Genomic DNA, 25549 nt, shown 5'->3' on the forward strand with positions numbered 1-25549 from the left:
CGATGTTATAGTTAACAAGTTGTTAACGCAGGGGTGCGTGGAGAAAGGACCGGCTGATGGGCGACGGTTTCGATACAACGGGGCAGAACGGCAAGGCCGGTCAGGGGCAGGCCCAGACGGCCTGGCATTATGGGCGGAACGGCGAACCTTTGCCGGAACTCCACATCTTCTCACGGCTCTCCGAGCTCGACGCGGCCTATGCCTCCGAGCTTGCGCGGCGGCGGGCGCGGCAGGAGACGCTCGAACGCGAAATTCTCGAGCTCGCGAAACGGCTCGCCGCGCCGCTCGAAGGAGCGGCCACGGAAGCGCCGAAGCGCAAGGGCTTCTTCAGCCGGAGGGTGAAGGCATGAACGGCCGGGTCTCTCTCATCTCCGAAGACATGCGGGAGCAGATGACCCGCAATTACGTCGCGAGCGAGCGCGAAGCGCGGTTCGCAAGTTTCCATTTTCTGGCCTTCCTGATCGTCGGTCTCATCGCGCTCGGCGCGCTGATCGTCGATTACATGATCGTCAGCGAATTCTGGACGCGGGCCCTCGCGAATGAATTCCTGGAATTGCCGGGCGCGCTCGGCTCCTCCGTTGCCTTCAAGTCGATGCAGGTTCTTTTCGCCACCGTCGCGGCGCATATCCTCTATGAGCAGCTCGGTGCGTTCGGCAAGGCGGTCTTCGTGCGCATCGTCTTCGTGCTCGCGCTCGCCATGCTGCTCGGCGTCGGCCTTCTGCTGGCGCTGATGTCGCTGCCGAACGGTGTCGCCGCGACAAGCGACGGCAGCGTCGGCTCGTCGCTCGGCAATGCGCTGGCGGGCCTCGGCATTGCGACCGAGGCGACGCAGGAAACGGCGCGCACCGCCAGCGAGGTCGACCAGATGCGCGGCTGGCAACCCATGGCCTGGATGGCATCTCTCGGCATCGTCTTCCTCGTCGTCACGGGCGTTGCCGCCCTCTGCATTCATTACGCCGTGCAGTCGCTTCGCCGCGTCTTCCACGCGCGCGATTTCCGGCACCGCCGCGCGGATATGGAGAAGCTCGCCTCGCTCGAAGCGGAATATGACGGCAATCGCCATTCGCTCTCCGAAATGGAAGGCCCCGAGAACCGGCGGCATTTGTTGTGGACCGGGCTCATGCGCGAATGCCGTGGCTATGAGCAGGGGCTCGATGAAGCGCGGCGTCAGGGCAACGCGGCTCTCTCGGCACCCTCAGGCGGACGCGGCTTCCTTGGACGCCGCAAGGAGCCCGCACTCGTCAATGGCGCGGCGACGCCCTTTTCGGAGCGGATGAAGGCGTGCGAGGAATCGCGGCATCTCGCCCGCTATGAAAAACTGTTCGACGATTGGTGGGAGCGGCGTTCGCGCAACGCCATGAAGGCAGGCCCCGCGCGCCTCGAAGCGATCCGGGAGCCGGTCGGCGAGTTGTTGCCGCCGCGCGGCTCGCGCCGTATTGCCGGCCAGAACACAAGCTTTACGGCCGGCGAATGAGGGCGCGTTTGTTTCGGCTTGCCGCGCTCGCCCTGTTCGCATTGGTGCCGATCGTTGCGGGCCCCGCCGCGGCCGTCGATGCGCCTGCGCGGCCGCAAACCGTGATCGTGGGGCTCGATCTCTCGAAGAGCAATCCGCTCGTCATGGACGCCGCCTATGCCGCGCGTGTCGGCCAGCGCACAGCCGATGAACTCGATACATTGCCGGTCAGGTCGCGCATCATGCTGCGGACGTTCGGCTCCTACGATTCAAGCGCCAATGCGCTCAAGATCGACGAAGTGATCTCGTCCCGCGCCAAGCCGGAGACAGTGGCGGAAGGGATCGGCGCGCTCATCTCGGCGATGCCGAAGCTGGTGGGCGAAGGCAAGCTCAAGGCTCAAGGCTATACGAATATCGTCTCCTTCCTCGAAACGACCTCGCAGCTTGTCGATTGCGAGGCATCGGATGTGCGGATCATCCTGCTCACCGACGGTTTCGAGGATTCCGAATATGCGAAGCTCGCGGGCGGCGGTTCGCTGCCGCGTCCGCAGGCGCTTTATCCGGGCTGCGCCGAGCTGATGATGCTGGGTGTCGGGCAGGGCGGCGGCAGCCCCACGGTAACGAAGCGTGTGAGCGCGCAGTGGCAAGGCTGGGCGGAGGCCGCGGGCTTCCGGAAATTCACCGGCCTCTATGACTGGTAGTGTTTTGACGGCATGAATGGCGGTCTGTAAGGTCCGCCCGCCTTTCACCTGCCTCCCCGGAACACCCGATGAATGTAGCTCTCAGCCTCGTGCTGCCGATCTTCGGCGTCATCGCCTTCGGCTATTTCGGCGCGCGGACCAGGCTCATCAGTCATGCAGGTGTCGATGGGCTCGACACCTATGTCTTCACCTTCGCCATGCCGGTGCTGCTGTTCCGCAATCTCGCGGGCACGGAGTTTCCGTCCTCGCTTCCCTGGGGTCTCTGGATTTCCTATTACGGCGCGATGCTCGCCGTCTGGGCGGCTGGATCGCTGATCGCGCTTTTCATTCTTCGCCGTCCGGCCCCCGATGCGGTGATGCTCGGTTTCGGCTGCGGTCAGGGCAATACGATCATGCTCGGCCTGCCGATCATTCTCACCGGCTTCGGGCCGGAAGCAGGCACGCCCGTCTTCCTCATTCTCGCTTTCCACGGGATCATTCTCTTCACCATCGCGACCTTTCTTCTGGAACTGACGCGCACGCGCGAAGGCGAGGAGCGGCCGCGTTTCGGTGCAATCCTGAAAGAAGGCCTGCTGAACACATTGCGCAATCCCGTCATCATCGGCATTGCCTGCGGTGGTGTTTACGGCCAGCTCGGCGTGCCGCTTCCGGGCATCGTCGACACGACGCTTGAGATGATCGCGCGGTCCGCCATTCCCTGCGCGCTATTCGTGCTCGGCGCCATGCTCACGCGCTACAGCATCCGCCGTTCGGTCGGCGCCGCCTCCATCACGACCTTCTTCAAGCTCATGGTTCACCCGGCGCTTGTTTTCGTGATGACGCAATATGTTTTCGAGCTGGAGCCGCTCTGGGTCACGGCGGCGACGCTGCTTGCCGCCACGCCGACCGGGGTCTATTCCTCGATCCTCGCCAATCGCTACCGTGCCGCGCCGGGCGCGGCCTCGAGCACGGTTGTGCTTTCGACCGGGCTCAGCCTCGTCACGCTGACATTCCTGCTCGGATATTTCCTCGGCTGATCTCAGTCGCCGCCCGCTGCCATCACGATGTTCGGCCTGTGCGCGCGGGGTGCGATCAGCCGGAACATGTCCGGGCGGTTGTAGAGAAAGTCGAAGGGCGTTTTTTCGATCAGTCTGAAGGCAAGGATCGGCGTGGCAACGGCCACGATGACCGAAATCAATGTGATGAGATCGCCATTCTCGAGGCCGAGCCGGGTCAGCCCGATCCGCATGACCGCCATGGGCAGGAAGAAGGAAAGGAAGATCTGCAGCGAGTGCTGCCCGACATAGGCAAGCGGGCCGGCGAGGCCGCGATTGGCCAGGAGGCTTACCAGCACGATCGCGCTGCCGGCGCCCGCAAATCCCATCAGCAGCTCGACGGCACGTATATCGACCAGATGCGAGAAGACGACGGTCGAGACGCAAACGAGCATGAGCATCGCCAGCCCCGCGGCTTTTGCGGGATAGACACGCGCCCAGTCGGCGAGCTGGAAGATCTGCTTCGCCCCATAGACACCCGTCACGAACCAGATGAAACGCCAGGCAAATTCGTCGAGCAGCATCCAGCCGGTGTCGAGCCGCGTGAAATACAAAGCCAGCGCGAAGAAGAAAACGAATGCCGGCCGCGCGTCACGCAGAAGCCGCATCGCAACGAAGAACATCGCAAGCGAATAGATGAACCAGAGCACGGCAAAAGGCTGGATCGGGATCATCAGCAGGTCGACATAGGTGACGTTCCAGGCGCCGCTGTGGGGGATCATCTTGATACCGATCTGGATGACCGACCAGAGAACGTAGAAATAGGCAAAGTGAACGACTTTTCCGTCGATGAATTTCCGCAGGTCGCCATAAAGCGCCTTGTAGGCGAAGAGGCCGGCGACGAGAAAGAAAAGCGGCATACGGAAGGGTTTGGCGAATTCCGCGATGGCGCCGAAAATGGCGGGCATTTGGCCAATGGCGTTCGAAACACCGAAGGTCGTGTGTTCCATCACCACCAGAATGATCGTCAGGCCTTTTACGGCGTCGATCCAGTCGATGCGCTGTTTCGATACAACCGATGTGCTCGCGCCGGTCATTTTGGGGCTCCCGAGGCTCAAAAATGCGCGGTTTCGTTCTCTTCCGAGACGTAACCGCCCTGTCTTGATCTTCAGAAGCAGCTTTTGCGCCAGTTCTCGCAGCCGAAAAGGTTAAAGCCCGACCATGCGTCTTATGTCGGCGGGGCTGTGGCCGGCGGCGCGCAGTTCCCGCAAGCCCATATCTTTGGCGCTTTTTGAAAGACGCCGGCCTTCCTCGTCGCGGATGAGACCGTGATGGTGATAGCGCGGTTCAGGCAGGTCCAGCAGCACCTGCAGGATGCGGTGGATATAGGTCGCCGGAAAAAGGTCCTGCCCGCGCGTGACCAGCGTGACGCCCTGCAGCGCGTCGTCCACCGTCACCGCCAGATGATAGCTGGTGGGTACGTCCTTTCGGGCGATGACCACATCGCCGAAGAGTTCCGGCTTCACCGGCAGTCTCTTCGGTTCACCCCCGGCACTTTCTCCTTCTTCACGAAAGGTTATGAGTGCTCCCGTCCGCGCCTCGGCAAGCTGCAATGCCTTCGCGATGTCGAGCCGCCAGGCATAGGTGCGGCCTTCCCACATCAGCTTGTTGAGCTTCGCGCGCGGTATGTCCTTGTAGATACCGGGATAGAGGAGCGCGCCGTCGGGGTCTCGCGGCCAGTTCTGAAGGGGAACGCCGGAGGCAATGATGGCGTCCTGGATTTCCTTGCGTGTCGCAAAGCAGGGATAGACGACTTCCATATCGCGGAGGTTTTTCAGCGCCTGCTCATAATCGGCAAAATGCTCGGATTGGCGGCGGACCGGCTGTTCCCAATCGATGCCCAGCCATGCGAGGTCTTCATAGATAGCGGCTTCGAATTCCGGCCGGCAGCGGCCGGTATCGATATCCTCGATACGGAGCAGGAAGCGGCCGTGCAATGCCGCCGCCATCTCCCACGCAAACAGTGCGGAATAGGCATGGCCGAGATGCAGCCAGCCATTGGGGCTCGGGGCGAACCGCAATGTCTCCTGCCCGCTTGTCTTCTCCTGCATCGAAACCCCGACTAGTGTGTGGGCGCATTGTTATCCGGCATAGCGCCGTGGCGAAAGAGGAGGCTTCAGACCATGCTTTTGACGGGACCGAGCGTAGCGGCGGCAAGCGGCAAGGCGAGACAGCTCGTGGTTCTCTGTCACGGCTATGGCTCGGACGGCAATGATCTGATTTCGCTCGCTCCCTATTGGCAGCGTTTGCTGCCCGACGCGGCCTTCATAGCGCCCAACGCGCCTGCGCCCTGCGACGGCAATCCGATGGGCTATCAATGGTTTCCGATCTCACGGCTCGATCCTTTGGAAATCGAGCGCGGTGTCGCCGCCGCCGCGCCGCTTCTCGGCCGCTTCATTGACGAGCAACTGGCGTTGCGCGGACTTGATGGCCGCCACCTTGCTCTGGTGGGCTTCAGCCAAGGCACGATGATGGCGCTTCACGTCGGCCTTCGCCGAAGGGTGGCACCCGCCTGCATCGTCGGCTATTCCGGCGCATTGGCCGCCCCTGAACGGCTGGCCGGGGAAGTCACCTGCCGGCCGCCGGTTCTCATGGTGCATGGCGATCTGGACGATATGCTGCCGGTTTCGCGCATGCATCAGGCGGTTCAGGCGTTGGGGGAAGCGGGGCTGGCGGTCCAGTGGCATGTTTCGCCGGGCCTCGGCCACAGCATCGACCAGACGGGCCTCGATCTCGGCGGGCGCTTCATTGCGGACGCTTTTGCGGGCCGGCTTGAGGGTTCGGCCGGGGCAGCATGAGCGCACAACCAGAAGTTGGCAGCTTCACAAACCCGTCGCACCAGATATAGTAAGATCAGGCGTTGTAGAGGCCTATCGTTTTGAAGCCAATGGCCTCAGGAGGGTGGCGTGCACGGAACGTTTGCGGCACCGGATGCTTGTCCGGCTCTTGTGTTGAATGCGGATTACAGACCGCTCAGCTATTACCCCTTGTCGCTCTGGTCATGGCAGGACGCGATCAAGGCCGTGTTCCTGGACCGCGTCAACATCGTCTCCTCCTACGAAACGCTCGTGCGCTCGCCGACTTTCGAGATGCAGTTGCCGAGCGTCGTCTCTCTGAAATCCTATGTGAAGCCGACACGCTTTCCCGCCTTCACCCGCTTCAATCTTTTCCTGCGCGACCGGTTCACCTGCCAATATTGCAGTGCCCGGCTCGAGCTTACTTTCGATCACGTAATTCCGCGTTCGCGGGGCGGGCAGACAACCTGGGAAAATGTCGTCACGGCCTGTGCGCCCTGCAATCTGAAAAAAGGCGGCAAGATGCCCGAGCACGCCGCAATGTTTCCGATGCAGGCGCCGTTCCGGCCGACAGTGGGTGATCTGCACAAGAACGGGCGTGCCTTTCCGCCCAACTATCTGCATGAGAGCTGGCAGGATTATCTCTACTGGGACAGCGAGCTGGAGCCGTAAGGTCCGTCAGACCTTTTCGGAGACCTTGATTGCCAACCGGCAGGCGGCCTTGATCGCGCCGGAGAGAAGCGGATAGGCGGGCGCTTCCTTCGCCCCGGCCTCGATCGCTTCATCGCGATGCTGCACTTCTTCCAGGCGGAATTTTTCAATCGTGTCGCGAAGCGGCTTTTCTTCCTCGCCCATCTGGTCGAGCCGGTTCACCTGAGCCTTGTAGTGTTCGTCGATCACTTCCTCGACCGCGGCCGTGCAGGCATGTGCCGCTTTCTCGCCCAGCAACGCGGTGGCCGCGCCGAGCGCGAAGCCGGCGACATGCCAGACCGGCGCGAAGGCCGTCGGCCTGACGCCACGCTCATTCACGATCTCGTTGAAGCGCGCGAGGTGAACTTCCTCGTCCTTCGCCATCCGGTCGAGCGCGGTGGCGATCTCCTGCTTGTGCGGCAGGTAGCGGAAGACCGCGCGCTGGCCTTCATAGATGCGCACGGCGCCATATTCACCGGCATGGTCGACGCGGATCATTTCCTCGATGGCGGCGTCACGCGCCCGGCCGGGCTGTGCGGAGACGCGGGGTGCTTTCGGCGTGGCAGACATCAGGCTTCTCCTCTGCTCTCACGGAGATAGCGCAGCAGGGGCAGCGCGGAAAGGGCGGCGAGTGCCAGAGTGATCAGCATGTTGAAGCCCGCGAGGGAGATGCCAAATACCGACCAGGCGGCATCGTCGCAGCGTGGCGGCTTCGCGCCGCCGTTGAGGGCCGATTGCAGGTCTTCGAGCGAGTTCGAAACAAGTCCTCCGGCGCCGCAGGTATCGGGCCCCGGCCACCATTTGTATTCGACGCCCACGTGATAGAAGGAGAGGCCCGCTCCCGCCAGATAGGCCAATAGACAAAGGCCGAGAAAGACGAGAACGCCGATCCCTATATTGGCCTCCCGCGAGAGGATGCCCGCGATCAGCGCCGCGCCTATCGCGAAATAGTGTGGCAGACGGCCCTGAAGGCAGAGCGAGCAGGGCACGTAGCCAAGGACATGCTCGAAGAAAAGCGCGCCAGCGAGGGTGGCGACACTTACGGCAATCAGGATCCAGGGAATGGCGTTGGAGGGGATGCGTTCCGTCATGACCGGCATTCAAGCACGGGTCCCGGCCCTTGTCCCGTGCCTTGTCGCCGCATATCGGGTCCGCCTTCTTTTCGATTGAAGGTGCGGGCCAGCCCATTATGATGCGCCCGCGCTCAGGGCCCCTGTGGCGGAATGGTAGACGCGGCAGACTCAAAATCTGTTGTTGGCAACAACGTGCTGGTTCGAGTCCGGCCAGGGGCACCAAATCCTTTCGAATGGCTCGAGCCTGGGCTCGCCACTCTTCCGCCCCCTCCGGATTTATCCCCGCCCCCTCCTGCCGCATTCCACCCGGTTTGGCAGGAGAGGGTCTTTTTGCTGGATAAGTTTCCGTGAAAGAAACTTGTCCCCGGTTTTCGCCGCAGGGCGGGGCGGTCCGGCGGGCCGGCTTCGGGCGGGGCCTATCCCCGAAATATCATCTGTACACGGATGGAAGCGTGTTTGTGACAGTTCAATGACAGTTTGATGACAGTCGCGGGATAACCCGGCCAAAAAACCCCCTGAATCACCCCGCAGAAGCCCGGCTATATATTTAATTGACCGATCAATTAAATTAGAATACGACTCCAAAACCGGCGACGGAATTCGGAGAAAAACGATGAAAGCCCTCATCCTCATTGGCAGCCCAAGGCGAGACGGCAATTCGGCCGCGCTGGCGCAGGCCGTCAAAAAGGGACTGATCGAAGCCGGCCACGAGACGAGGTTCATTTTCGCGGACGATGCCGTCGCGGGTTTCCTGAGGGACTGCCGTCAGTGCCGGAGAGCGGACGGGGAATGCGGTATCGAGGATGGTTTCCGCGCGACCTTCCTCGAAGATTTTCTGCCTGCTGACGGTTTTATCGTCGCGACGCCTGTCTATTGGTACGGCATGTCCGCACAACTCAAGGCTTTCTTCGATCGCATGTTCTGCTACGTCGCGGCGTCCCATCCGCAATCTTCCCTGGTTGTCGAGCAGATGACGGGAAAGCGGATCGGGCTTTTGCTGAGCTCCGAGGAAACATTCCCGACGGTTGCGGCAGGCATCGTTCATCAGCTCCAGGAATACAGCCGCTACACGAGGTCGACCTTCGCCGGAACCGTTCACGGCTACGGCAATGCGCGCGGCGACCTCGGGCGGGATCCGCATCGGCCGCTGGCAAGCGCCGAACAATTCGGACGGGATTTTTTCACACGACACGCCACCGACTACCAGATCGATACGCCTCGGCCCGGGCGTGTCTGGGGTGAGTGCACAACAGCGTAAGCGGCCGATAAAGGGATTGACGATGACCGACCAGCAACAAGCGACGGACCTGCAAGAGCGTCTCGCCCGTGAGGGCGTCGAGTACTGCTTTGCCACCTATGTCGACGTTCACGGCATTTCGAAAACGAAATGCGTTCCCATCAGCCACTTGGCCGACATGGTGCGTGGGTCGGAGCTTTTTACCGTTGGCGCGCTTGAAGGCATGGGACTTGTCGGGCCGCATTTCGATGAATGCGCTGCCGTTCCGGATCTTGCGACGGCAACGATCCTGCCATGGGACAAAAAGTATTGCTGGTTTGCGTCCGACCTCTACTTCCACGGCGAGCCCTATGAGAATTGCAGCCGCATCATTCTCAAGAAGGCCCTCGCCAAAGCGGCGACGAGGAACCTGAAGTTCAATCTCGGCATCGAGCCTGAATTCTATGTCTACCGGCGAACGGCCGAGGGCCTCGCGCCCCTTCAGCACGAGGCTTTTCACGGGCCCACGCCTGCCTACGATCTCCACCAGATATCTCTCGCGGGACCGTTTCTCGAACAGTTGACGCGCTATGTCGAAGATTTGGGTTGGGGCCTCTATTCCTTCGATCAGGAAGGCGGACACGGCCAGTTCGAAATCGATTTCGGCTATGCCGACGCGCTGACAACGGCCGATCGGCTTACCTTCTTCCGCTTCATGGTGAAGAGCCTCGCCCGCGCGCACGGCGCCGTCGCGAGTTTCATGCCGAAGCCTTTCAGCAACGATTTCAGGTCCGGCGCGCATCACAACATATCGCTGATGGATACGCAGACGGGCGAGCATCTGTTCGATGCCAAAGCACGCCAGGCCGGTGAGATCGCACGCGGCTACGGGCTCGACGCGACGGATGAAGCGCTTCATTTCGCCGGCGGACTGCTCGAACACGCCGAGGCGCTGTGCGCGATAACGTGCCCGACGCACAATTCCTACAAGGGCCTGATCGCGCGCGGCGACATGCCGGATATGTCATGGGCACCGGTGCTCCAGGCATATGGCAGAAACAACCGCTCGGCGATGCTGCGGCTGCCGATGAACCGGCCCTGCATCGAAAACCGTGCCCCGGACATGAGCGCCAATTTCTATCTTTCTTCCGCCTTCAGCCTTCACGCAGGGCTTGATGGCTTCGACAGGAAGATCGATCCCGGCCAACCGCTTAACGACAATCTCTATCTGGAAACATCGCTCAGGGCCGGCCGCAATGTCCGTCGGTTGCCCCGTACTTTGCTGGAAGCAACGGAAGCGCTGGAGGCGAGTGCCTTTGCGCGGGAAGTGCTCGGCGACGCCTTCGTCGAGATATTCGCCGCGCAGAAGAAGAAGGAATGGGAGGCACAGTTCTATGCGGTCTCGCCTGCCGAACGGGATCAATACCTGACTTTTGTTTGAAAGATTGAAAGAGGAGGCACGACGAATGACTTCCTGGGCTCAACTGACCGGTCCCCAACTCGGCGATCTGGTCAAAACCAAAGGACGTTCGCTGGCGGTCCTGCCGATCGGCGCTACCGAACAGCACGGGCCTCATCTTGCAACCGGCACCGACACGCTTCTCGCAGACACAATCTGCCGCGAAGCGTGCCGGCGGCGCGGCCTGCCGATGTTGCCGGCGCTTCCCTATGGTTGTTCCTATGGCCACACGAATGCATGGCCGGGCACACTGTCCCTCTCGCCGGAGACACTGACGCGGGTGATTTGTGAGCTTGCGCGCTGGGCCATCGACAATTCCGGCATCGACCGGCTTCTTTTCATCTCGGGCCATGCGACCAACGGGCCTTCCATCGAGAGCGCCATTCTGCAGCTTCGCTATGAATACCCTCATGCGCGGTTTGCTGCGCGGGGGCTTTGGGAGATTTCCGATGAAGCTCTCAGGCTCTACACCTCCGACGCCGCCGACATTCACGCCAATGTGGCGGAGACCTCGATGGTGATGGCTATCGATCCGCAGAGCGTCCAAATGGAGAGGGCGGAGGATGTCGAAGATGTCACGGCGGGATTGATATGGCGCTATGCCATGCCGGCGGTGACGCCGAACGGAGTCGTTGGCCGGCCATCGGGCTCGTCCGCTGCGGCAGGGCGGGAAATGCTGGACCGACTCATCCAGGACCTCGAAACTATGCTGAAGCAAGCCGAGGAGGAGGCGTGGCCGGCCATTCCCCGTCCTGCGAGAGGATGACACGCCGCGCCGTCCAACGAAAAGAAACGGTTCATGAAGAAGACTGGTCGGAAATCAGAGACCGCGACAGGAGCCCCGAGCGGAAAAGCCCGTAAGGTCGGCCGGCCGCCTGTGGAAAGCCCGAACGAAGAACGCCGCGATTCGATTGCGGCGGCCGCGCTCAAACTATTCTCGGAGTCGGGGTTCGCCGCTGTGTCGAACAAGGAACTCGGCGAAGCGGCGGGCATCAATCCGGCGCTGATTTATTATTATTTCGAGGACAAGGAGGATCTCTTTCAATTTGTTGTGCGCAAGGCTCTGGCGGATGCTCTGTCCGCCTATGAAGAGATAAGACGCGATCGCGGCGGCATCGACAGTCTGGATGCATGGCTTTCGAGCAATCTCCTGCTGTTCGGCGAGATCACGCGCTTTCTGAAGGTGATATTGGACTATGCGCATTCAGGCCGCCGTTCGCCGAAAACGGATGAAGCGATCGCCCGCTTCTACGACACGGAAGTCCAGTTGCTTGCAAATGCACTTCGCCAGGAGGGCAATGTCGCAGTACCCGAAGCTGACGAACTCGCAAGTCTGGTGTCGGTTTTTCTCGACGGCCTGATGGTCGCCCGCGTGGTCAGGCCGGAACTCGATTCCGAGCGGCTTGTGGCGGTGATGCGCAATCTGCTTGGGCGGAAAGAAAAATAGGCCGGCCTTACCTGTCGCCATCCCAGTGATCGTTCAGCAGCTTCGCGAACCATGCGCGAAAGCGTTTTATGCCGTCCTGATCGAGGCCCGCGCCTTCCGCAAGCTGCCGGCCCACAATTGCTTCCCCGAAAGCGGCGTTCGCCGTCAGCATCGCCATGAACAACGTATCTTCCTTGTCGGGCGCCGGCTTGCCTTTGCTTGCCGCATATTCCTCCCGCCGCGTCTGAAGTGCCGCGACAATCTCGCCCATGATGTTGTGAGCGTCCGAGCTTTCAGAGGCGCGGCCTGTCAGGAGCAGCCAGGAAAGAAGCCGCGCCGTACCGCGGTCGCTCAGAGCCTCGAAAACATGGCCGATGTGATCGGCGGCATCCGTGCTGACATGTCCACCTCCGAGGGCGGTGAGCATGGTGTCTTTCAACTGCGCATTGGCGCGCGCAATCAGCGCACGCACGAGGCCTTCCCGGCTTTCGAAGTGATGAAGGATCGCCGGGTGCGAAATGCCGACGTCACGAGCGATATCCTGCAGCCGCAGCCCTTCGGGACCTTGCTTGGCCAGGCGTTCTTCCGCCGCGTCGAGAATCAACCGCCGCGCCTCTTCTGCTGTCCGGCGGACCCGCTTGGGCGCTTTTTCGGCTGTTTTCCCGGACAAGGCGACTTTTGCGGCGGAATTCTTAGCAACGCTGGACACACATAGCTCCTTTTGAGCGACATTTATATTGACAACAATGTCAGTAATGGCTATATATCTCACCAAGGCTGATGGCACTAAACCATTATAGCAGCGGGACGTGACCAATGACGATTGCAAGCCCAGCAGAGTTTCAAGGCAAGCCTGCGGCGAAGCCGCGCCGGAAGCGCATCGAGCCTCTCAAGGCGCTGCGCGCTATTCGTGCTCTCATTGCGGACAAGGAAGACACTTCGCAAGTCTTCAAGATTATCGACGCACTTTCCGGCAATTCCACGGACAGGCAGTTCATTCGCTTCATGAAGACGGAAAGCGGCAAGCGCATTGTCGCCGACAAGCGGGACCTGATCGCCGCCCTCAATGATCGCGCTTATCTGTCGAGTCTCCCGGAAGGGACGCTCGGCCGCACCTATTATGCGTTCATGGCCGAAGAGAACCTGACGGCCGATGGTCTCGTTGCCGCCAGCGAGGAAGTGCGGGTGCGCGAAGAGCGTTCGGAAGCGCAACGCATTTTCGGCGAGCGGCTTCGCGACCAGCACGATCTGTGGCACGTCACCACCGGCTATGGGCGAGATGGGCTCGGCGAACTGGCGCTGCTTGCTTTCACCTATGCGCAGACACGCAATCGTGGCATCGGCTTCATCGTCCTCGTCGGTGCGCGCGTGACGGCCAAGCATGTGCCGAATGCGGGCATCTGGCGCGTGGTGCGCGAAGGATACCGGCATGGCAAACAGGCTGCATGGCTGCCGCAGACCGATTGGGAAGCGATGCTCGCGAAGCCGCTGACGGAAGTCCGTGCCCTTCTGAAAATTGAAGAACCGGCCGTCTACCGGGCGGTTGAGCCGATTACATCAGCCGCCGAACAGGTTTACCGCGAGAACGGCAAGCTCAAGAAAGCCGCCTGAGGCTTTCCAGTCATCATCATTCCCCGGGGCTTTGGCACCGGCCGCATCCCCCGCTATGCTAAGCGCCAAGCTTGCAGGCGGGGGATTGGGCCGGTGCTGACTGTTTACGGATTGAAGAATTGCGATACCTGCCGCAAGGCCCTCAAATGGCTCGACGCGGAGGGGGTGCCGCATCGTTTCCATGACCTGCGCGCGGACGGCATAAAAGCCTCGGACATCAAGCGATTTGCTGCCGCCGCCGGATGGGACGTGCTTCTCAACAAGTCGAGCACCACATGGCGCAGCTTGCCGAAGAGCGAGAGCGAAAATGTCGGCGAAGCGAAAGCCCTGGCGCTCATGGCCGCGCATCCGGCGCTCATCAAGCGGCCGGTATTCGAATTGGAGAATGGTGCCGTGGTCGTCGGCTTTCGCGAGGAGCAAAAGACGGCACTCAAGGCGGCAGGTCGCAAATGAGACTGCGGCGGCGGCTGTCGGCCGACCCCTCTCTTGCACTGCCGATAGAGACATCGCGGCTGCTGCTGAGGGACTTTGTTTCGCGCGACCTTGAAGCGGTCCACGCCTATTCCTCCGCAAAGGAGGTAACGCGCTACCTGATCTGGGGACCGAATACGCTTCTCCAAAGCAAGCAGACAATCCGCGCCTTTCTGGACGATCAGAAGGAACGGCCTCGGATCAACTTCGATCTGGCGATTGTCCGGAAGGGCACCACGCGGCGGGGCGATGAACCGAAGCTCATCGGTGGCGTCGGCCTGAAGCTTGTCGACTGGGATAATCGTACGGCCGATATCGGCTATGTTCTTCATCCGGATTACTGGGGGCAGGGCTATGCGCTGGAGGCGGCACAGGGGTTGGCTGCGGCGGGCTTCAGGGATCTTGGCCTGCAGCGGATTGTCGCCACGTGCGATCAGCGCAACAAGGCATCTGCTCGGGTAATGGAAAGGCTCGGCATGCGCCGTGAAGGGTCATTTCGCCGGAGCAAATATATTCAAGGCGGCTGGCGGGATGAATTTCTCTACGCCCTTCTTGCCGAGGAGTTTTACGTCTGAAGGTTGCGGACCGGCTTTGCTGTGAGGTCATCCTCGGACGTATCGGGCCGGTCACCGCGCCGGATCAGGAACTCTACCCAGGTTCCGCGATCGCGCGTTTCGAGGAGTTCATGCCCCGCTTCCGCACAAAAATGCGGCATGTCGATCCGCGCCACCGGGTCGCTGGTGAATACGCGGAGGAGGGCGCCCGGATCGAGGCGAAGCAGGCGCTTGCGGGCCCGCAGCACCGGAAGCGGGCACCGCTGTCCGATTACGTCGAGAATGATTTCGGTTCCTTCGTTCGCGTCGTTCATCGCTGCAGATCAGTTCGATTGCGGGCTTTCAGCCGATTGATGCGGTGCGGGATAATGGCGTGGTCGTGCCCCCCTGTCACCCGTGGAGGCTGGTAACGTCGATTTTACACTGAAAAATCCGGCTTTTCTTGACGGTCTCGCCGCGTCAAAGCATAAAAGGCGAAAGCGCTCGGAGCGTTCATTGAAACTCGGGAGGCACGGCGAAGATGGGCTTGGTCAAGCGGATCGGCAACGAAATCACGTTCGCAAAAGCGGCTATCCGCACTCTGAAAAAGCTGACGGCGATCAAGGAGAACCCGGAGGCGACGTTCTCCGACAAGATCGAAGAATTGGCGCGCTCGAAGCCAAATAACATCGCGATCTACTTCGAAGACCGGAAGATCACTTATCGAGACCTCAACGCGCAGGCAAATCGCTATGCGCGCTGGGCGATATCGCAGGGAATTGGTCGCGGCAATGTCATCGCGTTGATGATGGAAAACCGCCCCGAGTATCTCGTGGCCTGGCTCGGCATCATCAAGGCAGGCGCAACGGCGGCCCTCATCAACACCAATCTCACCAAGGGTCCGCTCGCCCACTGCCTGAACATTTCCAATGCCAATCACCTCATTCTCGGGGCCGAACTCGCGGAGAATTATTCCACGGCCGCAGACCAGCTTGACCGGCCGATGACAGTCTGGTCCGAAGGCGGCATGGTGCAAGGCGCGAACGACCTCAATGCGGCGCTCACCCAGCACTCGGATGACGCGCTGCCTGCCGATACGCGCAAGAACGTTACGCTCGATGATGACGCCCTTTTTATCTACACCAGCGGCACGACAGGAAACCCGAAAGCGGCGCGTATCCCGCATATCCGTCTTCTGTCGATGATGGGCGCTTTCGCCGCCGGCACGAATGCGACCGAAAAAGACCGCATGTATGTCGTCTTGCCGCTCTATCACTCGGCCGGTGGCGTTTGTGCGGTCGGGACGACATTGACGGTGGGTGGATCGGTCATCATCCGGCAGAAGTTTTCGGCCACGAATTTCTGGGACGACGCCGTGAAGTACAAGGCGACGCTGTTTCAGTATATCGGTGAGTTGTGCCGCTATCTGCTCAATACGCCGCCGCACCCGAAAGAGCGCAAGCACAAACTGCGCATGGTGGTTGGCAATGGCCTGCGTCCGGAAATCTGGCCGGCCTTCCAGAAGCGTTTCAAGATTCCGCACATATTGGAATTTTATGGCGCGACTGAAGGCAATGTTGCCTTGATGAATTTCGATGGCACACCGGGCGCGATCGGGCGCATTCCGGGTTGGGCGAAGAAGAAATTCAATGTCGAGATCGTGAAATTCGATATCGAGAACGAAAAGCCCGTGCGCGGGCCCGATGGTTTCTGCATACGTGCGGAAGCCGGGGAAGCGGGCGAAGCATTGGGTCGCATTTCAGATGACCCAGATCAGCCGACCGGCCGCTTCGACGGTTACGCAAAAAAAGAAGAGACGGAGAAGAAAATCCTTCGCGATGTCTTCGAGAAGGGCGATGCTTGGTTCCGTTCCGGCGATCTTCTGCGTCAGGACAAGCGAGGCTATTTCTACTTTGTCGACCGTATTGGCGACACCTTCCGCTGGAAGGGTGAGAATGTCGCTACATCCGAAGTGGCCGAGGCGATTTCCGTTTTTCCAGGCGTCAAAGAGGCGAACGTCTACGGCGTTCATGTGCCGGGAGCGGATGGCAGGGCCGGCATGGCTTCCATCGTCGCGGAGAACGGCTCTCTCGATCTGCACCGGTTCCGCGAGCAAATGCTGAAGGAGCTTCCCGACTATGCCGTACCGGTCTTCCTGCGGCTGCAGCCGGAAATGGAAGTTACAGGGACGTTCAAGCACCGCAAGGTTGAGCTGGTAAAGGAGGGATTTGATCCCTCCGTGATCAACGAACCGATCTATTTCAATTGCCCGGCGCAAAAGAAGTACGTGCTGGTCGATCAGCATCTATACGGCGAAATCTGTGCGGGCAATTTCAGGCTTTAGAGGAAGGGCCTGTCAAAAAAAGGGCGGCTCGCGGGAGCCGCCCTTTTCGTTTCGATCATCGCGCTTTTACTGAGCGGCGTCCGGCTTCTTGCCCAAGCCCATGGCTTCGAGAATTTCCGGGCGGATATTCTCTGTCCCCTTCTTCTCGATGTGCTGAGCGACGCGTGTGCCGACCGCCATCATGGCTTGTCCCATAAAGGTCGGCCGGTTGGTGCTTGCCCATTCGAGCGACGCTTCGCGGTTGACGTTCAATTCCTGGAATTTCGGGAAGACATAGCGTGCCATCAGCTCGTATGAACGCTTTGTCTGCTCGAAGTCGGCCCAGTTGTGCGCCATCTGAAGGAAGGCTCCGAAGCCGCCCGACTGGCTCTGCAGCCGTTCGATCTGCGCAATCGCGTCTTCAGGCGTGCCGATCACGGCCATACCCGAGGCAATCAGTGCGTCCACAGGGTCGCTGCCGTCGGAGGGCGCGAGCGGCAGCGCAGCGACTTCACGGAAGTAGTAGAGCCACTTTTCGAGGCCGAAGCGTACATTCTCGCGCGCCTTCTCGCGGGTTTCGGCAATATGTACCGGACCTACAAGCCGCCACTGGTCGCGTTCTACAGTCTGGCCGCAATCCTTGGCGTTGTCCTGCGCGATAGCCCAATTGGTGGCAAGCGCGTTGAAGCCGCCCGCTGATGTGGCACCGATAGAGAGGAGGCCAAGTCCATGCTTGCCTGCCGCCGTCGCTCCTGTCGGCGAAACCTGGCTTGCGACCGAGATTTCCACACTGGGACGCGAGTAAGGCGTCATCTGCAGGCGCGCTTCGTTCAGCTCGAACCAGCTCGTTTTCGCGGTGACGGTTTCGCCGCGCAGCAGCGGTACGAGCACGTCGAGGGCTTCGTCCATCATGTCGCGCTGCTTGGCAACTTCAATCCCCATCATGAAGGCATCGGAGGGAAGCGCGCCGGGGCCAACGCCGAACATCACGCGGCCACGCGTAATGTGATCCAGCTGGTTGATGCGGTCGGCCAGCATGAGCGGGTGGTGATAGGGAAGCGAGGAAACACCCGTGCCGAGACGGATGTGCTTGGTGCGCTCGGCCGCGGTCGCGATGAAGATTTCCGGGCTTGCGATCAGCTCATAGCCGGCAGAATGATGTTCGCCGATCCAGGCTTCGTCGTAACCGAGCTTGTCCATCCATTGGACCAGTTCCATGTCTCGCTCGATGGCAAGTGTCGGGTTCTCGTTCAGCGGGTGGAACGGGGCGATGAAGGCGCCGAAGCGCATCTTTTTGCCGGCCATGTCGAATAATCCTTTCCTGAGTTTTCCGTTTGGCGATTTTGTTGCCCGGTTTCCGGCGCGGTTCTACTTTCGGCCTTCCGGCTTTGCTTTCAGCCCGTTGAGGGCAATGTCGAGAAATTCGCGGTTGAAAGTGGAGGTGTCGGTTTCCGGATGCTCCTGCCACCATGCTGTGATCGCGCTCCATGTTGCGACGATGGCGGCAGCGCCGACTTCCGGTGTGAAGCCTGGCCGAAATTCACCGCGCTCCTGACCGCGCCGGAGGATCGACGACACGAGGTCGATGACACTCTTGTTGAGGTCTGTCGCCACGAGGTGCTTCGCAGGCTGGTCCATGTACTCGCTCAGCATCTTGCGCATTACCGTCGCATTGTCGCGCCAGGCTTCCTCGAAAACCGAAGCGATGAAGAACAATTGCTCCTCCGCCGTACCCTTATGTTCGGCAAGGCGTTCAGACATCGCCTGCGTGATTTCTTCGTTGAAGGCGGTAATGAGCGCAGCCTTGCCGGCGAAGTGCAGAAAGAATGTCGCCTTCGCCACTCCGGCTCCGGCGCAAATGTCCTCGATCGTCACCTTGTCGTAATCGTCCTCGGCAAACAATCGCATCGCCGTCCGGTAGATTTCCTGCCGGGTGCGTTCCTTCTTGCCTGCGCGGCGCGGCGGTGCGTCGGCAGCGTCGGCCTTCCGTGCAGCGGCTTTCAACAGCTTGGTCATCCACCCTTCCTTTATTTCGACAAAAATAGACCGAGGTACATTTTTTCACAAGTGCGCTTTTGCGCCCAGCCCCCGCTCTTGAGTGGGGGCGTTGCGGCCCTAGGGCCAATACCCTAAGACTTGAGCCAATAATCACCAAAATAATCGAACTTCACGGGAGAGAAACATGGGTCGGGTAAGTGGCAAGGTGGCGCTGATAACAGGTGCCGCGAGCGGTATCGGGCGCGGGGCGGCTCTGGCTCTCGCGGCGGAAGGCGCCAAGGTCGTCGTGACGGATGTGGACGAGGCGGGCGCGAAGGAAACGGCCGCGCTTGTGGTCAAGGCGGGAGGTGCTGCTTCGGCCCACAAGCAGGATGTGACGGATGAGGGGCGCTGGCAGGAGGTCGTGGCAGCGGCGAAGTCGGAGTTCGGCGGACTTCATATTCTGGTCAACAATGCAGGCATTGCGGTTGGCGCCTCGATTTTCGAGATGACTCATGCCGAGTGGTCGCGCCAGCAGGCGATCAACGTGGATGGCGTCTTCTTCGGCGTAAAGCACGCTATCCCGCTTATTGCGGCTTCGGGCGGTGGCTCCGTCATAAACATTTCTTCGGTCGCCGGCCTTCAGGGCGCACCCGGTCTTGCAGGTTATTGCGCGACAAAGGGGGCCGTCCGTCTTTTCACCAAGGCGGTGGCGCTTGAATGCGCGCAGGCGCAGATGAATGTGCGGGTGAACTCGGTCCATCCCGGCATCATCGACACAGCGATCTGGCAGAAGATGACGCCGGGCGGAACATCATCCGTCTCCTCCAGCGTTCTGCCGATTGCCGAAGGCGCCAATTCCATTGATCCGAACGCCATCGCCGTGGCGACGCCGCTCGGCTATGCGGGTCTGCCGGCGGATATTGCGGCGGGTATCGTTTTCCTTGCTTCGGACGAATCGCGTTACATGACCGGCACCGAACTCGTCATCGATGGCGGCATGACGGCGCGTTGACGCCTTATTGCGTCTCGACGATCTCGTTGGTGATACGCCAATGGCCGTCCAGCCATAGAACGATTTCACGGGCGCAAGGATGGTCGACGGCGGCGTAGCGGTTTCGCAGCGCCGCCGTTTCCGTTTCCGTGAGGGCGTCGATCCCCTTGTCCTGGAAGAGAGTGAGGTCATCCCCGATCATGCGGGCGAGCGGGGCGCCTGCAACTTCGTTTGCGGCCGCATCGAATGCCGTCTCCGCATCGTAAGATGCACCATCGCGATAAAGCGCGGTGAGGGTCAGCATCGGAATGCGGCTCAGCATGGGTTGTGAGGCTGGGTTCACGCCATGCGCCGCCACATGTGCGCCCGTGGCGGCGGCTCGTCCGGTAAATCCGCGCAAGTGCAGGAAGGGGGACATGCGCTGGCCGTCATTGACTGGATAATTGTCCCAGATGAACGGCTTCCGCCGCAGCGTCTCCGTCACGCGCTCCAGATGCTCCACGCTCATTTCCTTCGAGCAGACGCGGGGCCCGGTCCAGAAAATATCGATAGCAGGATCAAGCGTTGTGCCCAGCTCCTCAAGATAGCCGGCCGGCCGTTCGCCGAACACACGGTCGAGAACAGGGTCGTCCGAATAATAGCTCGGACAGACGATGAGCCGGTCTGCTTTCGTGTGTGCAGCCACGCAGTCCACGATCTCGATCTGCTTTTCGGCAAGCTGAGGCAAGTCTCCCCGCATGTCGTCGAAAAGGATGGCGAGATCGTTGATGCCAATGGCATCCAGGTTTTCGAGCTTGCGTATGAGCGTCTCGCGCGCAGCTGTGTCGAAGTTCAGATAGAGCTCATAAGGGCTGAGACCGATGCCGAAGCGCACGCCATGAGCCCGGCAATGTCCGGCAAGCGCAGCAAGACGCTCCGCTTCATCCATAGGGTGAAGCTCGGTCCAACGGCGGCGCAGGAAGGCATCGGCTTTCGGCGCATAGAGATAAAAGCTATAGCCCTGCGGCGCGAGCGCGGCGACGTGTGCGGCTTTCGCGTCCCAGTCCCAGGGCAGGCCGTAAAAGCCCTCTATGGTGCCAAGTTCGGGAGTCATGTCAGGCCCGCATCACAAGAAAGCCCGCACGCGGAAAATGCACGACGACATCGCCGATACGCTGGTCGTTCCGTTTCAGGGCAATGTGCTGCGCCGAGGATGAAACAAGCTCGCCGGCAATCGGATCGCGGCCATAGTCATCCGCCATCACCATGATACGTTCACCCGGCTTCAGGCCGTTCGGTTCGCCGGCATCCGCCTTCGTCTGTTCCTGAGAGGTTGCAGCTTTCGCGATGTCGAGCGCCTCGTCCCGCGAAATTTCCTGCCTGTTGCCGTGGCCGATTTCCCGCACGCGCTTTTCCCATGCGGCGAGCTTTGGCATTTCGTCGGCGCTCTTCGCGGCGGCAGGAACGATCCACCGGATGAAGGCAAGGTTGTAATAGGCATTGGCGTCGGCGATGCCGGGCGAATCGCCCATAAGGAAGCTGCGTCCGTCACCGAGCTGCTCTTCCAGCCAACCGAGATTGGCGCGGAGCTGCTCGGCCATCATCGGCGCGGCCGCCTTCATACCTTCGGTGTCGAAGGGCCGGCCCATCAGCTTGGTGCGATCCGCCTTGAAATCCTCGCCCATTGCATCCGGTGCATTGCCGAAAATCACCGCAACGGCCGCCATGAAGAAGCTGCGGTCGGTCCACAGCCCCATGCCCCAGCCGAGCCCCCGGTCGCCACCGACGAATATCGAAGGCTTCGGAAAGCGCCTCTCCAGCTCACGAATGATGATCTGCGTGTCGCAATAGACATCGGCGCCAATCTGCATCACCGGGATCTTCCGATACCCGCCGGTGAGAGCCACCAGCTCCGGCTTCGGCATGATGACCGGTTCCTCGCAGGCGAACCAGTCGAGCCCCTTTATCCCCAGCACCACACGCACTTTTTCCGAAAACGGCGAGATATCGTATTGATGCAGGATGATCGATTGCGCGTTGGCGGACATGCGTTCCCCTATTCGAAGTCGTAGCTGAAGCGGATGTTATTCTTCTTCAGGCCTTCGAGGACGATCTCGGCGCCGCCTGTCTTCATCATCCATTCAAGCCGGTGGTCGCGATACTCGCGCTTGAAGAGCCCCTGTTCCAGCACATTCGCCACCGCCGTCATGCCGGCTATGCTGTCGCGTGCTTCCTTCGCCGTTTGTGCGACGCTTGGACGCGCGTTTGTGCGGGCGAGCCAGCGGCCGAGAGCCGAGCCTTCATCAGGTGCGTTTCCGAAACCGGCCGAGCCGTTGATATAGGGCACAAGGGAAAGATCGCCCCAGCCGAAGCTCTCGCCATTGAACCAATCGGCTGTGCCGAGTTTTCTTGTCAGCCATGTGTGGATTTTTGAAGTCTGTTCCGCGGCGAGGCGCCTTATCTCGTCCGCTTTCGCGCCAGTGGCGCGGCCAAACCAGCCGATCTCGCCGAGACCCCAATTGATCGCTTCATAATGCGTGTCGCACACTTCCTCGATCATGCGGACGCGCGCCCGGTCCGCGGGCGCGGCGGGCAGCATGGCGGGCGAAGGAAACTTGTCCTCCAGATATTCGAGAATGATGGTCGAATCGAATATCTGAACCGAGCCGTCGATCAGGGCGGGCACTTCCGCGCGTGGATTGGCACCGATGAATTCGCCCCTGCTTGTGCCGGCACCGATACCATCAGGTGTCTTGAGGTTGAGATCCAGCCCCTTTTCCCGGGCGGAAATCTTCACTTTCTGCGCGTAGGGCGACAAGGGATGTTCGTAGAGCGTCAGCATGGGTTTGGCTTTCCCGGTTTTTGTTCGGGCGGATCATCCGCGCGGTGCGTTGCGCTGTCCAGCCGCGCTACCATCACGCCTGCGTGAGGAAAGCTTGCCCCTGCGTCAGCCTTTCAGACGGCCTTGTCTTTTTGTAATTTCCGCCATCTGGCCAAAGATCGTTGGCACGTCGTTTGGTGTGTCGTCGCCGGAAAATTCCTTGTAGAGCGTCGTGACGTTGACGACGATCCGTTCTCCGTCGCCCCAGCTATCGTAGTCCGTCATGTCGATATCGAGCGCGGCGTCAAACGCAGACAGGCCGGCGTCGTAGCGTTTACGCGCTTCGTCGCGGACATAGACCAGATAATCCCGTACCGCCTTCACACCGTTCTTGCCAGTGATGGGTCCATGGCCCGGCACGACGGTTTCAACGTCCATCGCCATGATCCTGTCGCAGGCGTCGATCCAGTTCGAGACGGGTCCTTCCCACATGATCGGATGCCCCTCGATGAACAGAATGTCGCCCGTGAAAACCGTCTTGTCGGCCGGAACGTAAACAAGCGCATCGCCCGGCGTGTGAGCAGGGCCTACATGCATGATGCGAATTTCCTTCGATCCGACATGGCGCGTGAGTTCCGTCTCGAAAGTCACTTCCGGCAGGGTTTGCGTAACGCCCTTGAAATCGAAGGGACCGAAGCACTGCTTCACATATTTGCCGAGGTCGCCGAGACCTGGTGCCATGTCCAGAAAGCCCGCGAGCAGGGCGGGCGGTTCGTGCCGCATGCCTTCAACCGCGAGCTTGTGTGCAATAATTTCAGCACCCTGGCAGCATTCGTTACCGTTGCAGTGGTCGCCATTGTGATGCGTGTTGACGAGTGTGTTTATCTTTGCGGCGGCCTTCGGTTCCGCCTTCCGCATGGCATCGAGCATGTCGCGGGTGAGCGGTACGTCGAACAATGTATCGATGAGAAACGATTCACCCCCATCGACGATGAGGCCGGCATTCGACCAGCCCCATCCGCCGTCCGGCTGCAGCCAGGCATAGCCGCCATTGCCGAGATCGTGCAGGCCCTTCGTATATTGAAACCGGCTGAGACCCAAACCCATGGTACTTCCCCCTGATTTTTGTTCAGGGAGTGTCAGGCGAAGCTGTCCGTTATTCAAGATGCCGTTTCAATCCGTTGACCGAAAGAGCATCGCGGCAATTGCCTCTCTCTCGCCCCTCTTCTGTCTTTTTATCGCCATAGCTCCGGGCTCCGATCCAGGTGGGCGGATTTACGAGCGAAGATAAGGCAGGAGCAATGACCTATCAGCCCGCAGATTCCCCTTCCCGCCGTGACGCTTCAGAGAATGAAGCGATGTCTGACGGCGGAGGATGGATCGGCACTTCTCTCTTCGTTCTGTCGATAGCCCTCATTGCCTTTCTTGTCGGGGCTTACGTCATAATCGCAAAAGTCCCGCCTTACCGGCTGCTGACAAATGCACATGAAGCGGCTGTGGCGCTTTACGCTAAATCGACGCAGTACAGCGATCCATACAAGACGGACCTCTGGTACGAAGCGAGAAACGACAACAGGGGTGTCGTCACATATCTCGCCGACCGGGCACACAACGGCTACACGCTCTACACATCGTCCCATGAAGCCAGCGCATTCCTGGTCGATATGTCCGGTAAAGAGGTGCACCGCTGGCATGTGCCCCCCGAGGAAATATGGGACGGGAAACGAGAAGCAGCCGGAGCCATCGGTCCGTTCGTTTACATACGCAAGTCCTACATGTTTCCGAATGGCGATCTGCTGGCTCTCTATGAAGGGTCTGGCGACACGCCTTGGGGCCTTGGCCTCGTGAAACTCGACAAGGAATCGAATGTTCTCTGGACTTATCTGGACGAGCGCGCGCATCACGATCTCGATGTCGGCCCCGACGGAAAAATCTATCTCCTGACGCATGAAATGCGGCATGAGCCCGTGCCGGAACAGGGAAATCTCGAAACTCCGCTTATCGAGGATTTTCTGACAATTCTTTCGCCCGATGGAGATGTGCAGAAACGGTTTTCGTTACTCGATGTAATCGCCGAGTCGCGCTTCAAATGGCTCTATGGCGGCCTTACGCGCCGCGCCGCGCAAGATCCCCTTCATAGCAATTCGGTGAAGTATGTGGGCGCAGAAGCGGGCGATGCCATGAACATCGCGCGGGAAGGCGATTTGATGATCTCTTTCCGCAACATCAAGCTTGTCGGCGTTCTCGATCCCGAGAAAGAGGAAATTGTCTGGGGCACGACTGGTCCGTGGATCGGCCAGCACGATGCCGAGCCGCTCGCGAACGGCAACATTCTCCTCTTCGACAATGGCGGAAACTTCAACGGCCCCGCTGGCTCTCGCGTCATCGAGTTCAAGCCCGAAACAATGGAGATCGTCTGGCAATATGAGGGGTCGGAACAGGACCCCCTCAAAAGCGTTCTTCGTTCTGAAGCTGCGCGGCTGGAGAACGGCAATACGCTCATTACCGAGTCTGAAGCGGGCCGCTTTCTGGAAGTGACGCCCGAAGGAGAAATTGTCTGGGAATACGTCAATCCTGTGCGCGGCGGCGACGGCGACAAGCAGATACCGATTGTCGCCTGGGCCAAGCGCTACACGCCGGAGGAGATCGATGCTTCTTTCAGGCCGGTGTCGAATTGATCGGTAGCCCTAACCGAAAGGAACGAGTGATGGGCAGTAAAACGACTTTTGCTTTCGTTGCGATTTTCACCATGAGTGTCGCCAGCCCGGCTCTTGCCTATGTCGGACCTGGCGCCGGTCTCAGCGTCATCGGTGCGTTGATTGGTGTCTTGCTGGCAGTGGGTGCCGCGGCCGCTTTCGTCATAGGCTGGCCAATACGCCGCATGATGCGCCGCCGCCAGCAGCTGGCGCAGACGTCTGGTCGCGCACCTGTCGAGGACCGCGTTCACCCGCGCGACACGGCAGGGTCGTCGCGGGCCCGTTAGGGCCGGTCTA

The 25549-nt window shown here is 60.4% G+C and carries 29 protein-coding genes and 1 tRNA gene; 18 read left to right on the forward strand and 12 right to left on the reverse strand.

From position 1 onward, the window contains the following. Positions 1-56 precede the first annotated feature (56 nt). From PLAV_RS08230 to PLAV_RS08245, 4 genes are all read left to right on the forward strand, one after another. Positions 57-350 (forward strand): hypothetical protein, encoded by a 294-nt coding sequence (locus PLAV_RS08230; RefSeq protein ID WP_012110534.1) that lies wholly within the window; start codon positions 57-59, stop codon positions 348-350. Continuing rightward, positions 347-1474 carry a hypothetical protein gene (locus PLAV_RS08235; RefSeq protein ID WP_012110535.1) on the forward strand — a complete coding sequence of 376 codons (1128 nt, stop codon included), beginning with the start codon at positions 347-349 and terminating at the stop codon, positions 1472-1474. Before PLAV_RS08230 ends, PLAV_RS08235 begins: the two co-directional genes overlap by 4 nt. A gap of 8 nt (positions 1475-1482) precedes the next feature. Continuing rightward, complete coding sequence (locus tag PLAV_RS08240) at positions 1483-2154, forward strand: hypothetical protein (protein ID WP_012110536.1); 672 nt, start codon at positions 1483-1485, stop codon at positions 2152-2154. Positions 2155-2222: 68 nt separating this feature from the next. Further along, positions 2223-3170: an AEC family transporter gene (locus PLAV_RS08245; RefSeq protein ID WP_012110537.1), complete on the forward strand. Its 948-nt coding sequence runs from the start codon at positions 2223-2225 to the stop codon at positions 3168-3170. Positions 3171-3172: 2 nt separating this feature from the next. Here the strand turns inward: PLAV_RS08245 and PLAV_RS08250 are convergent, their stop codons facing one another. Both PLAV_RS08250 and gluQRS read right to left on the reverse strand, forming a co-directional pair. After that, entirely contained in the window at positions 3173-4225 is a 1053-nt protein-coding gene (locus tag PLAV_RS08250; protein WP_012110538.1) for an acyltransferase family protein, read from the reverse strand. Between the two features lie 111 nt (positions 4226-4336). Further along, positions 4337-5239: a tRNA glutamyl-Q(34) synthetase GluQRS gene (gene gluQRS, locus PLAV_RS08255; RefSeq protein ID WP_012110539.1), complete on the reverse strand. Its 903-nt coding sequence runs from the start codon at positions 5237-5239 to the stop codon at positions 4337-4339. Between the two features lie 72 nt (positions 5240-5311). Here gluQRS and PLAV_RS08260 point away from each other — a divergent pair, with 72 nt between their 5' ends. Next, the gene (locus tag PLAV_RS08260; protein WP_012110540.1) at positions 5312-5986 is read left to right on the forward strand and encodes an alpha/beta hydrolase; all 675 of its coding nucleotides are present in this window, start codon (positions 5312-5314) and stop codon (positions 5984-5986) included. Between the two features lie 108 nt (positions 5987-6094). Continuing rightward, on the forward strand, positions 6095-6655 hold the full coding sequence (locus PLAV_RS08265; RefSeq protein ID WP_012110541.1) for an HNH endonuclease: 561 nt from the start codon (positions 6095-6097) through the stop codon (positions 6653-6655). Between the two features lie 6 nt (positions 6656-6661). On the opposite strand, the gene PLAV_RS08270 is transcribed toward PLAV_RS08265, so the two are convergent. Both PLAV_RS08270 and PLAV_RS08275 read right to left on the reverse strand, forming a co-directional pair. After that, positions 6662-7243 carry a demethoxyubiquinone hydroxylase family protein gene (locus PLAV_RS08270; RefSeq protein ID WP_012110542.1) on the reverse strand — a complete coding sequence of 194 codons (582 nt, stop codon included), beginning with the start codon at positions 7241-7243 and terminating at the stop codon, positions 6662-6664. After that, positions 7243-7764, reverse strand: coding sequence for a disulfide bond formation protein B (locus PLAV_RS08275; protein ID WP_041536500.1), 522 nt, complete (start codon positions 7762-7764; stop codon positions 7243-7245). Before PLAV_RS08275 ends, PLAV_RS08270 begins: the two co-directional genes overlap by 1 nt. Before the next feature lie 118 nt (positions 7765-7882). Between PLAV_RS08275 and PLAV_RS08280 the strand changes: the two genes are divergently transcribed. The 5 genes from PLAV_RS08280 (at position 7883) to PLAV_RS18845 (ending at position 11868) form a co-directional block, all read left to right on the forward strand. Next, positions 7883-7968, forward strand: a tRNA-Leu gene (locus PLAV_RS08280). Positions 7969-8359: 391 nt separating this feature from the next. Further along, complete coding sequence (locus tag PLAV_RS08285) at positions 8360-9004, forward strand: flavodoxin family protein (RefSeq protein WP_012110545.1); 645 nt, start codon at positions 8360-8362, stop codon at positions 9002-9004. 22 nt (positions 9005-9026) lie between these two features. Continuing rightward, a complete protein-coding gene (locus tag PLAV_RS08290; protein WP_012110546.1) occupies positions 9027-10403 on the forward strand; it encodes a glutamine synthetase family protein in 1377 nt (458 codons plus the stop codon). Between the two features lie 25 nt (positions 10404-10428). After that, positions 10429-11187 carry a creatininase family protein gene (locus PLAV_RS08295; RefSeq protein ID WP_012110548.1) on the forward strand — a complete coding sequence of 253 codons (759 nt, stop codon included), beginning with the start codon at positions 10429-10431 and terminating at the stop codon, positions 11185-11187. A 33-nt stretch (positions 11188-11220) separates the two neighbouring features. Beyond that, complete coding sequence (locus PLAV_RS18845) at positions 11221-11868, forward strand: TetR/AcrR family transcriptional regulator (protein WP_012110549.1); 648 nt, start codon at positions 11221-11223, stop codon at positions 11866-11868. Positions 11869-11875: 7 nt separating this feature from the next. On the opposite strand, the gene PLAV_RS18850 is transcribed toward PLAV_RS18845, so the two are convergent. Next, on the reverse strand, positions 11876-12556 hold the full coding sequence (locus PLAV_RS18850; protein WP_012110550.1) for a TetR/AcrR family transcriptional regulator: 681 nt from the start codon (positions 12554-12556) through the stop codon (positions 11876-11878). A gap of 107 nt (positions 12557-12663) precedes the next feature. Between PLAV_RS18850 and PLAV_RS08310 the strand changes: the two genes are divergently transcribed. From PLAV_RS08310 to PLAV_RS08320, 3 genes are all read left to right on the forward strand, one after another. After that, positions 12664-13458 carry a Coq4 family protein gene (locus PLAV_RS08310; RefSeq protein ID WP_012110551.1) on the forward strand — a complete coding sequence of 265 codons (795 nt, stop codon included), beginning with the start codon at positions 12664-12666 and terminating at the stop codon, positions 13456-13458. A 93-nt stretch (positions 13459-13551) separates the two neighbouring features. Further along, positions 13552-13911, forward strand: a complete 360-nt coding sequence (locus PLAV_RS08315) for an arsenate reductase (protein ID WP_012110552.1) — start codon at positions 13552-13554, stop codon at positions 13909-13911. After that, a complete protein-coding gene (locus tag PLAV_RS08320; RefSeq protein WP_012110553.1) occupies positions 13908-14504 on the forward strand; it encodes a GNAT family N-acetyltransferase in 597 nt (198 codons plus the stop codon). Before PLAV_RS08315 ends, PLAV_RS08320 begins: the two co-directional genes overlap by 4 nt. Here the strand turns inward: PLAV_RS08320 and PLAV_RS08325 are convergent. Next, positions 14495-14797: a sulfurtransferase TusA family protein gene (locus PLAV_RS08325; RefSeq protein ID WP_012110554.1), complete on the reverse strand. Its 303-nt coding sequence runs from the start codon at positions 14795-14797 to the stop codon at positions 14495-14497. The genes PLAV_RS08320 and PLAV_RS08325 overlap by 10 nt on opposite strands. 206 nt (positions 14798-15003) lie before the next feature. Here PLAV_RS08325 and PLAV_RS08330 point away from each other — a divergent pair, with 206 nt between their 5' ends. Next, positions 15004-16806 (forward strand): long-chain-acyl-CoA synthetase, encoded by a 1803-nt coding sequence (locus PLAV_RS08330; RefSeq protein WP_012110555.1) that lies wholly within the window; start codon positions 15004-15006, stop codon positions 16804-16806. A gap of 66 nt (positions 16807-16872) precedes the next feature. Here PLAV_RS08330 and PLAV_RS08335 read toward each other — a convergent pair whose 3' ends face one another. Continuing rightward, the gene (locus PLAV_RS08335) at positions 16873-18090 is read right to left on the reverse strand and encodes an LLM class flavin-dependent oxidoreductase (protein WP_012110556.1); all 1218 of its coding nucleotides are present in this window, start codon (positions 18088-18090) and stop codon (positions 16873-16875) included. Between the two features lie 63 nt (positions 18091-18153). Further along, positions 18154-18801, reverse strand: coding sequence for a TetR/AcrR family transcriptional regulator (locus PLAV_RS18855; protein ID WP_012110557.1), 648 nt, complete (start codon positions 18799-18801; stop codon positions 18154-18156). Between the two features lie 166 nt (positions 18802-18967). Between PLAV_RS18855 and PLAV_RS08345 the strand changes: the two genes are divergently transcribed. After that, on the forward strand, positions 18968-19777 hold the full coding sequence (locus PLAV_RS08345) for a glucose 1-dehydrogenase (RefSeq protein ID WP_012110558.1): 810 nt from the start codon (positions 18968-18970) through the stop codon (positions 19775-19777). Between the two features lie 4 nt (positions 19778-19781). Here the strand turns inward: PLAV_RS08345 and PLAV_RS08350 are convergent, their stop codons facing one another. From PLAV_RS08350 to PLAV_RS08365, 4 genes are all read right to left on the reverse strand, one after another. After that, positions 19782-20849 carry a beta-N-acetylglucosaminidase domain-containing protein gene (locus PLAV_RS08350; protein ID WP_012110559.1) on the reverse strand — a complete coding sequence of 356 codons (1068 nt, stop codon included), beginning with the start codon at positions 20847-20849 and terminating at the stop codon, positions 19782-19784. 1 nt (position 20850) lies between these two features. Beyond that, entirely contained in the window at positions 20851-21783 is a 933-nt protein-coding gene (locus PLAV_RS08355; protein ID WP_012110560.1) for a glutathione S-transferase family protein, read from the reverse strand. Between the two features lie 8 nt (positions 21784-21791). Beyond that, entirely contained in the window at positions 21792-22577 is a 786-nt protein-coding gene (locus tag PLAV_RS08360) for a glutathione S-transferase family protein (RefSeq protein ID WP_012110561.1), read from the reverse strand. A gap of 105 nt (positions 22578-22682) precedes the next feature. Continuing rightward, a complete protein-coding gene (locus tag PLAV_RS08365; protein ID WP_012110562.1) occupies positions 22683-23663 on the reverse strand; it encodes an MBL fold metallo-hydrolase in 981 nt (326 codons plus the stop codon). Between the two features lie 251 nt (positions 23664-23914). On the opposite strand from PLAV_RS08365, the gene PLAV_RS08370 reads away from it, so the two are divergent. Together PLAV_RS08370 and PLAV_RS08375 are read left to right on the forward strand one after the other, a co-directional pair. Further along, positions 23915-25234: an arylsulfotransferase family protein gene (locus PLAV_RS08370; protein ID WP_012110563.1), complete on the forward strand. Its 1320-nt coding sequence runs from the start codon at positions 23915-23917 to the stop codon at positions 25232-25234. Between the two features lie 29 nt (positions 25235-25263). After that, positions 25264-25539, forward strand: a complete 276-nt coding sequence (locus tag PLAV_RS08375; protein WP_143710189.1) for a hypothetical protein — start codon at positions 25264-25266, stop codon at positions 25537-25539. Positions 25540-25549: the final 10 nt, after the last annotated feature.

It is taken from the genome of Parvibaculum lavamentivorans DS-1 (assembly GCF_000017565.1).
GTDB classification, from domain to species: domain Bacteria; phylum Pseudomonadota; class Alphaproteobacteria; order Parvibaculales; family Parvibaculaceae; genus Parvibaculum; species Parvibaculum lavamentivorans.

What these genes read in the sequence shown, in the direction of transcription:
- PLAV_RS08230 (WP_012110534.1), top strand. Translation starts at nt 57, where the DNA reads ATGGGCGACGGTTTCGATACAACGGGGCAGAACGGCAAGGCCGGTCAG.
- PLAV_RS08235 (WP_012110535.1), top strand. Translation starts at nt 347, where the DNA reads ATGAACGGCCGGGTCTCTCTCATCTCCGAAGACATGCGGGAGCAGATG.
- PLAV_RS08245 (WP_012110537.1), top strand. Translation starts at nt 2,223, where the DNA reads ATGAATGTAGCTCTCAGCCTCGTGCTGCCGATCTTCGGCGTCATCGCC.
- PLAV_RS08250 (WP_012110538.1), bottom strand. Translation starts at nt 4,225, where the DNA reads ATGACCGGCGCGAGCACATCGGTTGTATCGAAACAGCGCATCGACTGG.
- gluQRS (WP_012110539.1), bottom strand. Translation starts at nt 5,239, where the DNA reads ATGCAGGAGAAGACAAGCGGGCAGGAGACATTGCGGTTCGCCCCGAGC.
- PLAV_RS08260 (WP_012110540.1), top strand. Translation starts at nt 5,312, where the DNA reads ATGCTTTTGACGGGACCGAGCGTAGCGGCGGCAAGCGGCAAGGCGAGA.
- PLAV_RS08270 (WP_012110542.1), bottom strand. Translation starts at nt 7,243, where the DNA reads ATGTCTGCCACGCCGAAAGCACCCCGCGTCTCCGCACAGCCCGGCCGG.
- PLAV_RS08275 (WP_041536500.1), bottom strand. Translation starts at nt 7,764, where the DNA reads ATGACGGAACGCATCCCCTCCAACGCCATTCCCTGGATCCTGATTGCC.
- PLAV_RS08285 (WP_012110545.1), top strand. Translation starts at nt 8,360, where the DNA reads ATGAAAGCCCTCATCCTCATTGGCAGCCCAAGGCGAGACGGCAATTCG.
- PLAV_RS08290 (WP_012110546.1), top strand. Translation starts at nt 9,027, where the DNA reads ATGACCGACCAGCAACAAGCGACGGACCTGCAAGAGCGTCTCGCCCGT.
- PLAV_RS08295 (WP_012110548.1), top strand. Translation starts at nt 10,429, where the DNA reads ATGACTTCCTGGGCTCAACTGACCGGTCCCCAACTCGGCGATCTGGTC.
- PLAV_RS18845 (WP_012110549.1), top strand. Translation starts at nt 11,221, where the DNA reads ATGAAGAAGACTGGTCGGAAATCAGAGACCGCGACAGGAGCCCCGAGC.
- PLAV_RS08310 (WP_012110551.1), top strand. Translation starts at nt 12,664, where the DNA reads ATGACGATTGCAAGCCCAGCAGAGTTTCAAGGCAAGCCTGCGGCGAAG.
- PLAV_RS08320 (WP_012110553.1), top strand. Translation starts at nt 13,908, where the DNA reads ATGAGACTGCGGCGGCGGCTGTCGGCCGACCCCTCTCTTGCACTGCCG.
- PLAV_RS08325 (WP_012110554.1), bottom strand. Translation starts at nt 14,797, where the DNA reads ATGAACGACGCGAACGAAGGAACCGAAATCATTCTCGACGTAATCGGA.
- PLAV_RS08330 (WP_012110555.1), top strand. Translation starts at nt 15,004, where the DNA reads ATGGGCTTGGTCAAGCGGATCGGCAACGAAATCACGTTCGCAAAAGCG.
- PLAV_RS08335 (WP_012110556.1), bottom strand. Translation starts at nt 18,090, where the DNA reads ATGGCCGGCAAAAAGATGCGCTTCGGCGCCTTCATCGCCCCGTTCCAC.
- PLAV_RS18855 (WP_012110557.1), bottom strand. Translation starts at nt 18,801, where the DNA reads ATGACCAAGCTGTTGAAAGCCGCTGCACGGAAGGCCGACGCTGCCGAC.
- PLAV_RS08345 (WP_012110558.1), top strand. Translation starts at nt 18,968, where the DNA reads ATGGGTCGGGTAAGTGGCAAGGTGGCGCTGATAACAGGTGCCGCGAGC.
- PLAV_RS08350 (WP_012110559.1), bottom strand. Translation starts at nt 20,849, where the DNA reads ATGACTCCCGAACTTGGCACCATAGAGGGCTTTTACGGCCTGCCCTGG.
- PLAV_RS08355 (WP_012110560.1), bottom strand. Translation starts at nt 21,783, where the DNA reads ATGTCCGCCAACGCGCAATCGATCATCCTGCATCAATACGATATCTCG.
- PLAV_RS08360 (WP_012110561.1), bottom strand. Translation starts at nt 22,577, where the DNA reads ATGCTGACGCTCTACGAACATCCCTTGTCGCCCTACGCGCAGAAAGTG.
- PLAV_RS08365 (WP_012110562.1), bottom strand. Translation starts at nt 23,663, where the DNA reads ATGGGTTTGGGTCTCAGCCGGTTTCAATATACGAAGGGCCTGCACGAT.
- PLAV_RS08370 (WP_012110563.1), top strand. Translation starts at nt 23,915, where the DNA reads ATGTCTGACGGCGGAGGATGGATCGGCACTTCTCTCTTCGTTCTGTCG.
- PLAV_RS08375 (WP_143710189.1), top strand. Translation starts at nt 25,264, where the DNA reads ATGGGCAGTAAAACGACTTTTGCTTTCGTTGCGATTTTCACCATGAGT.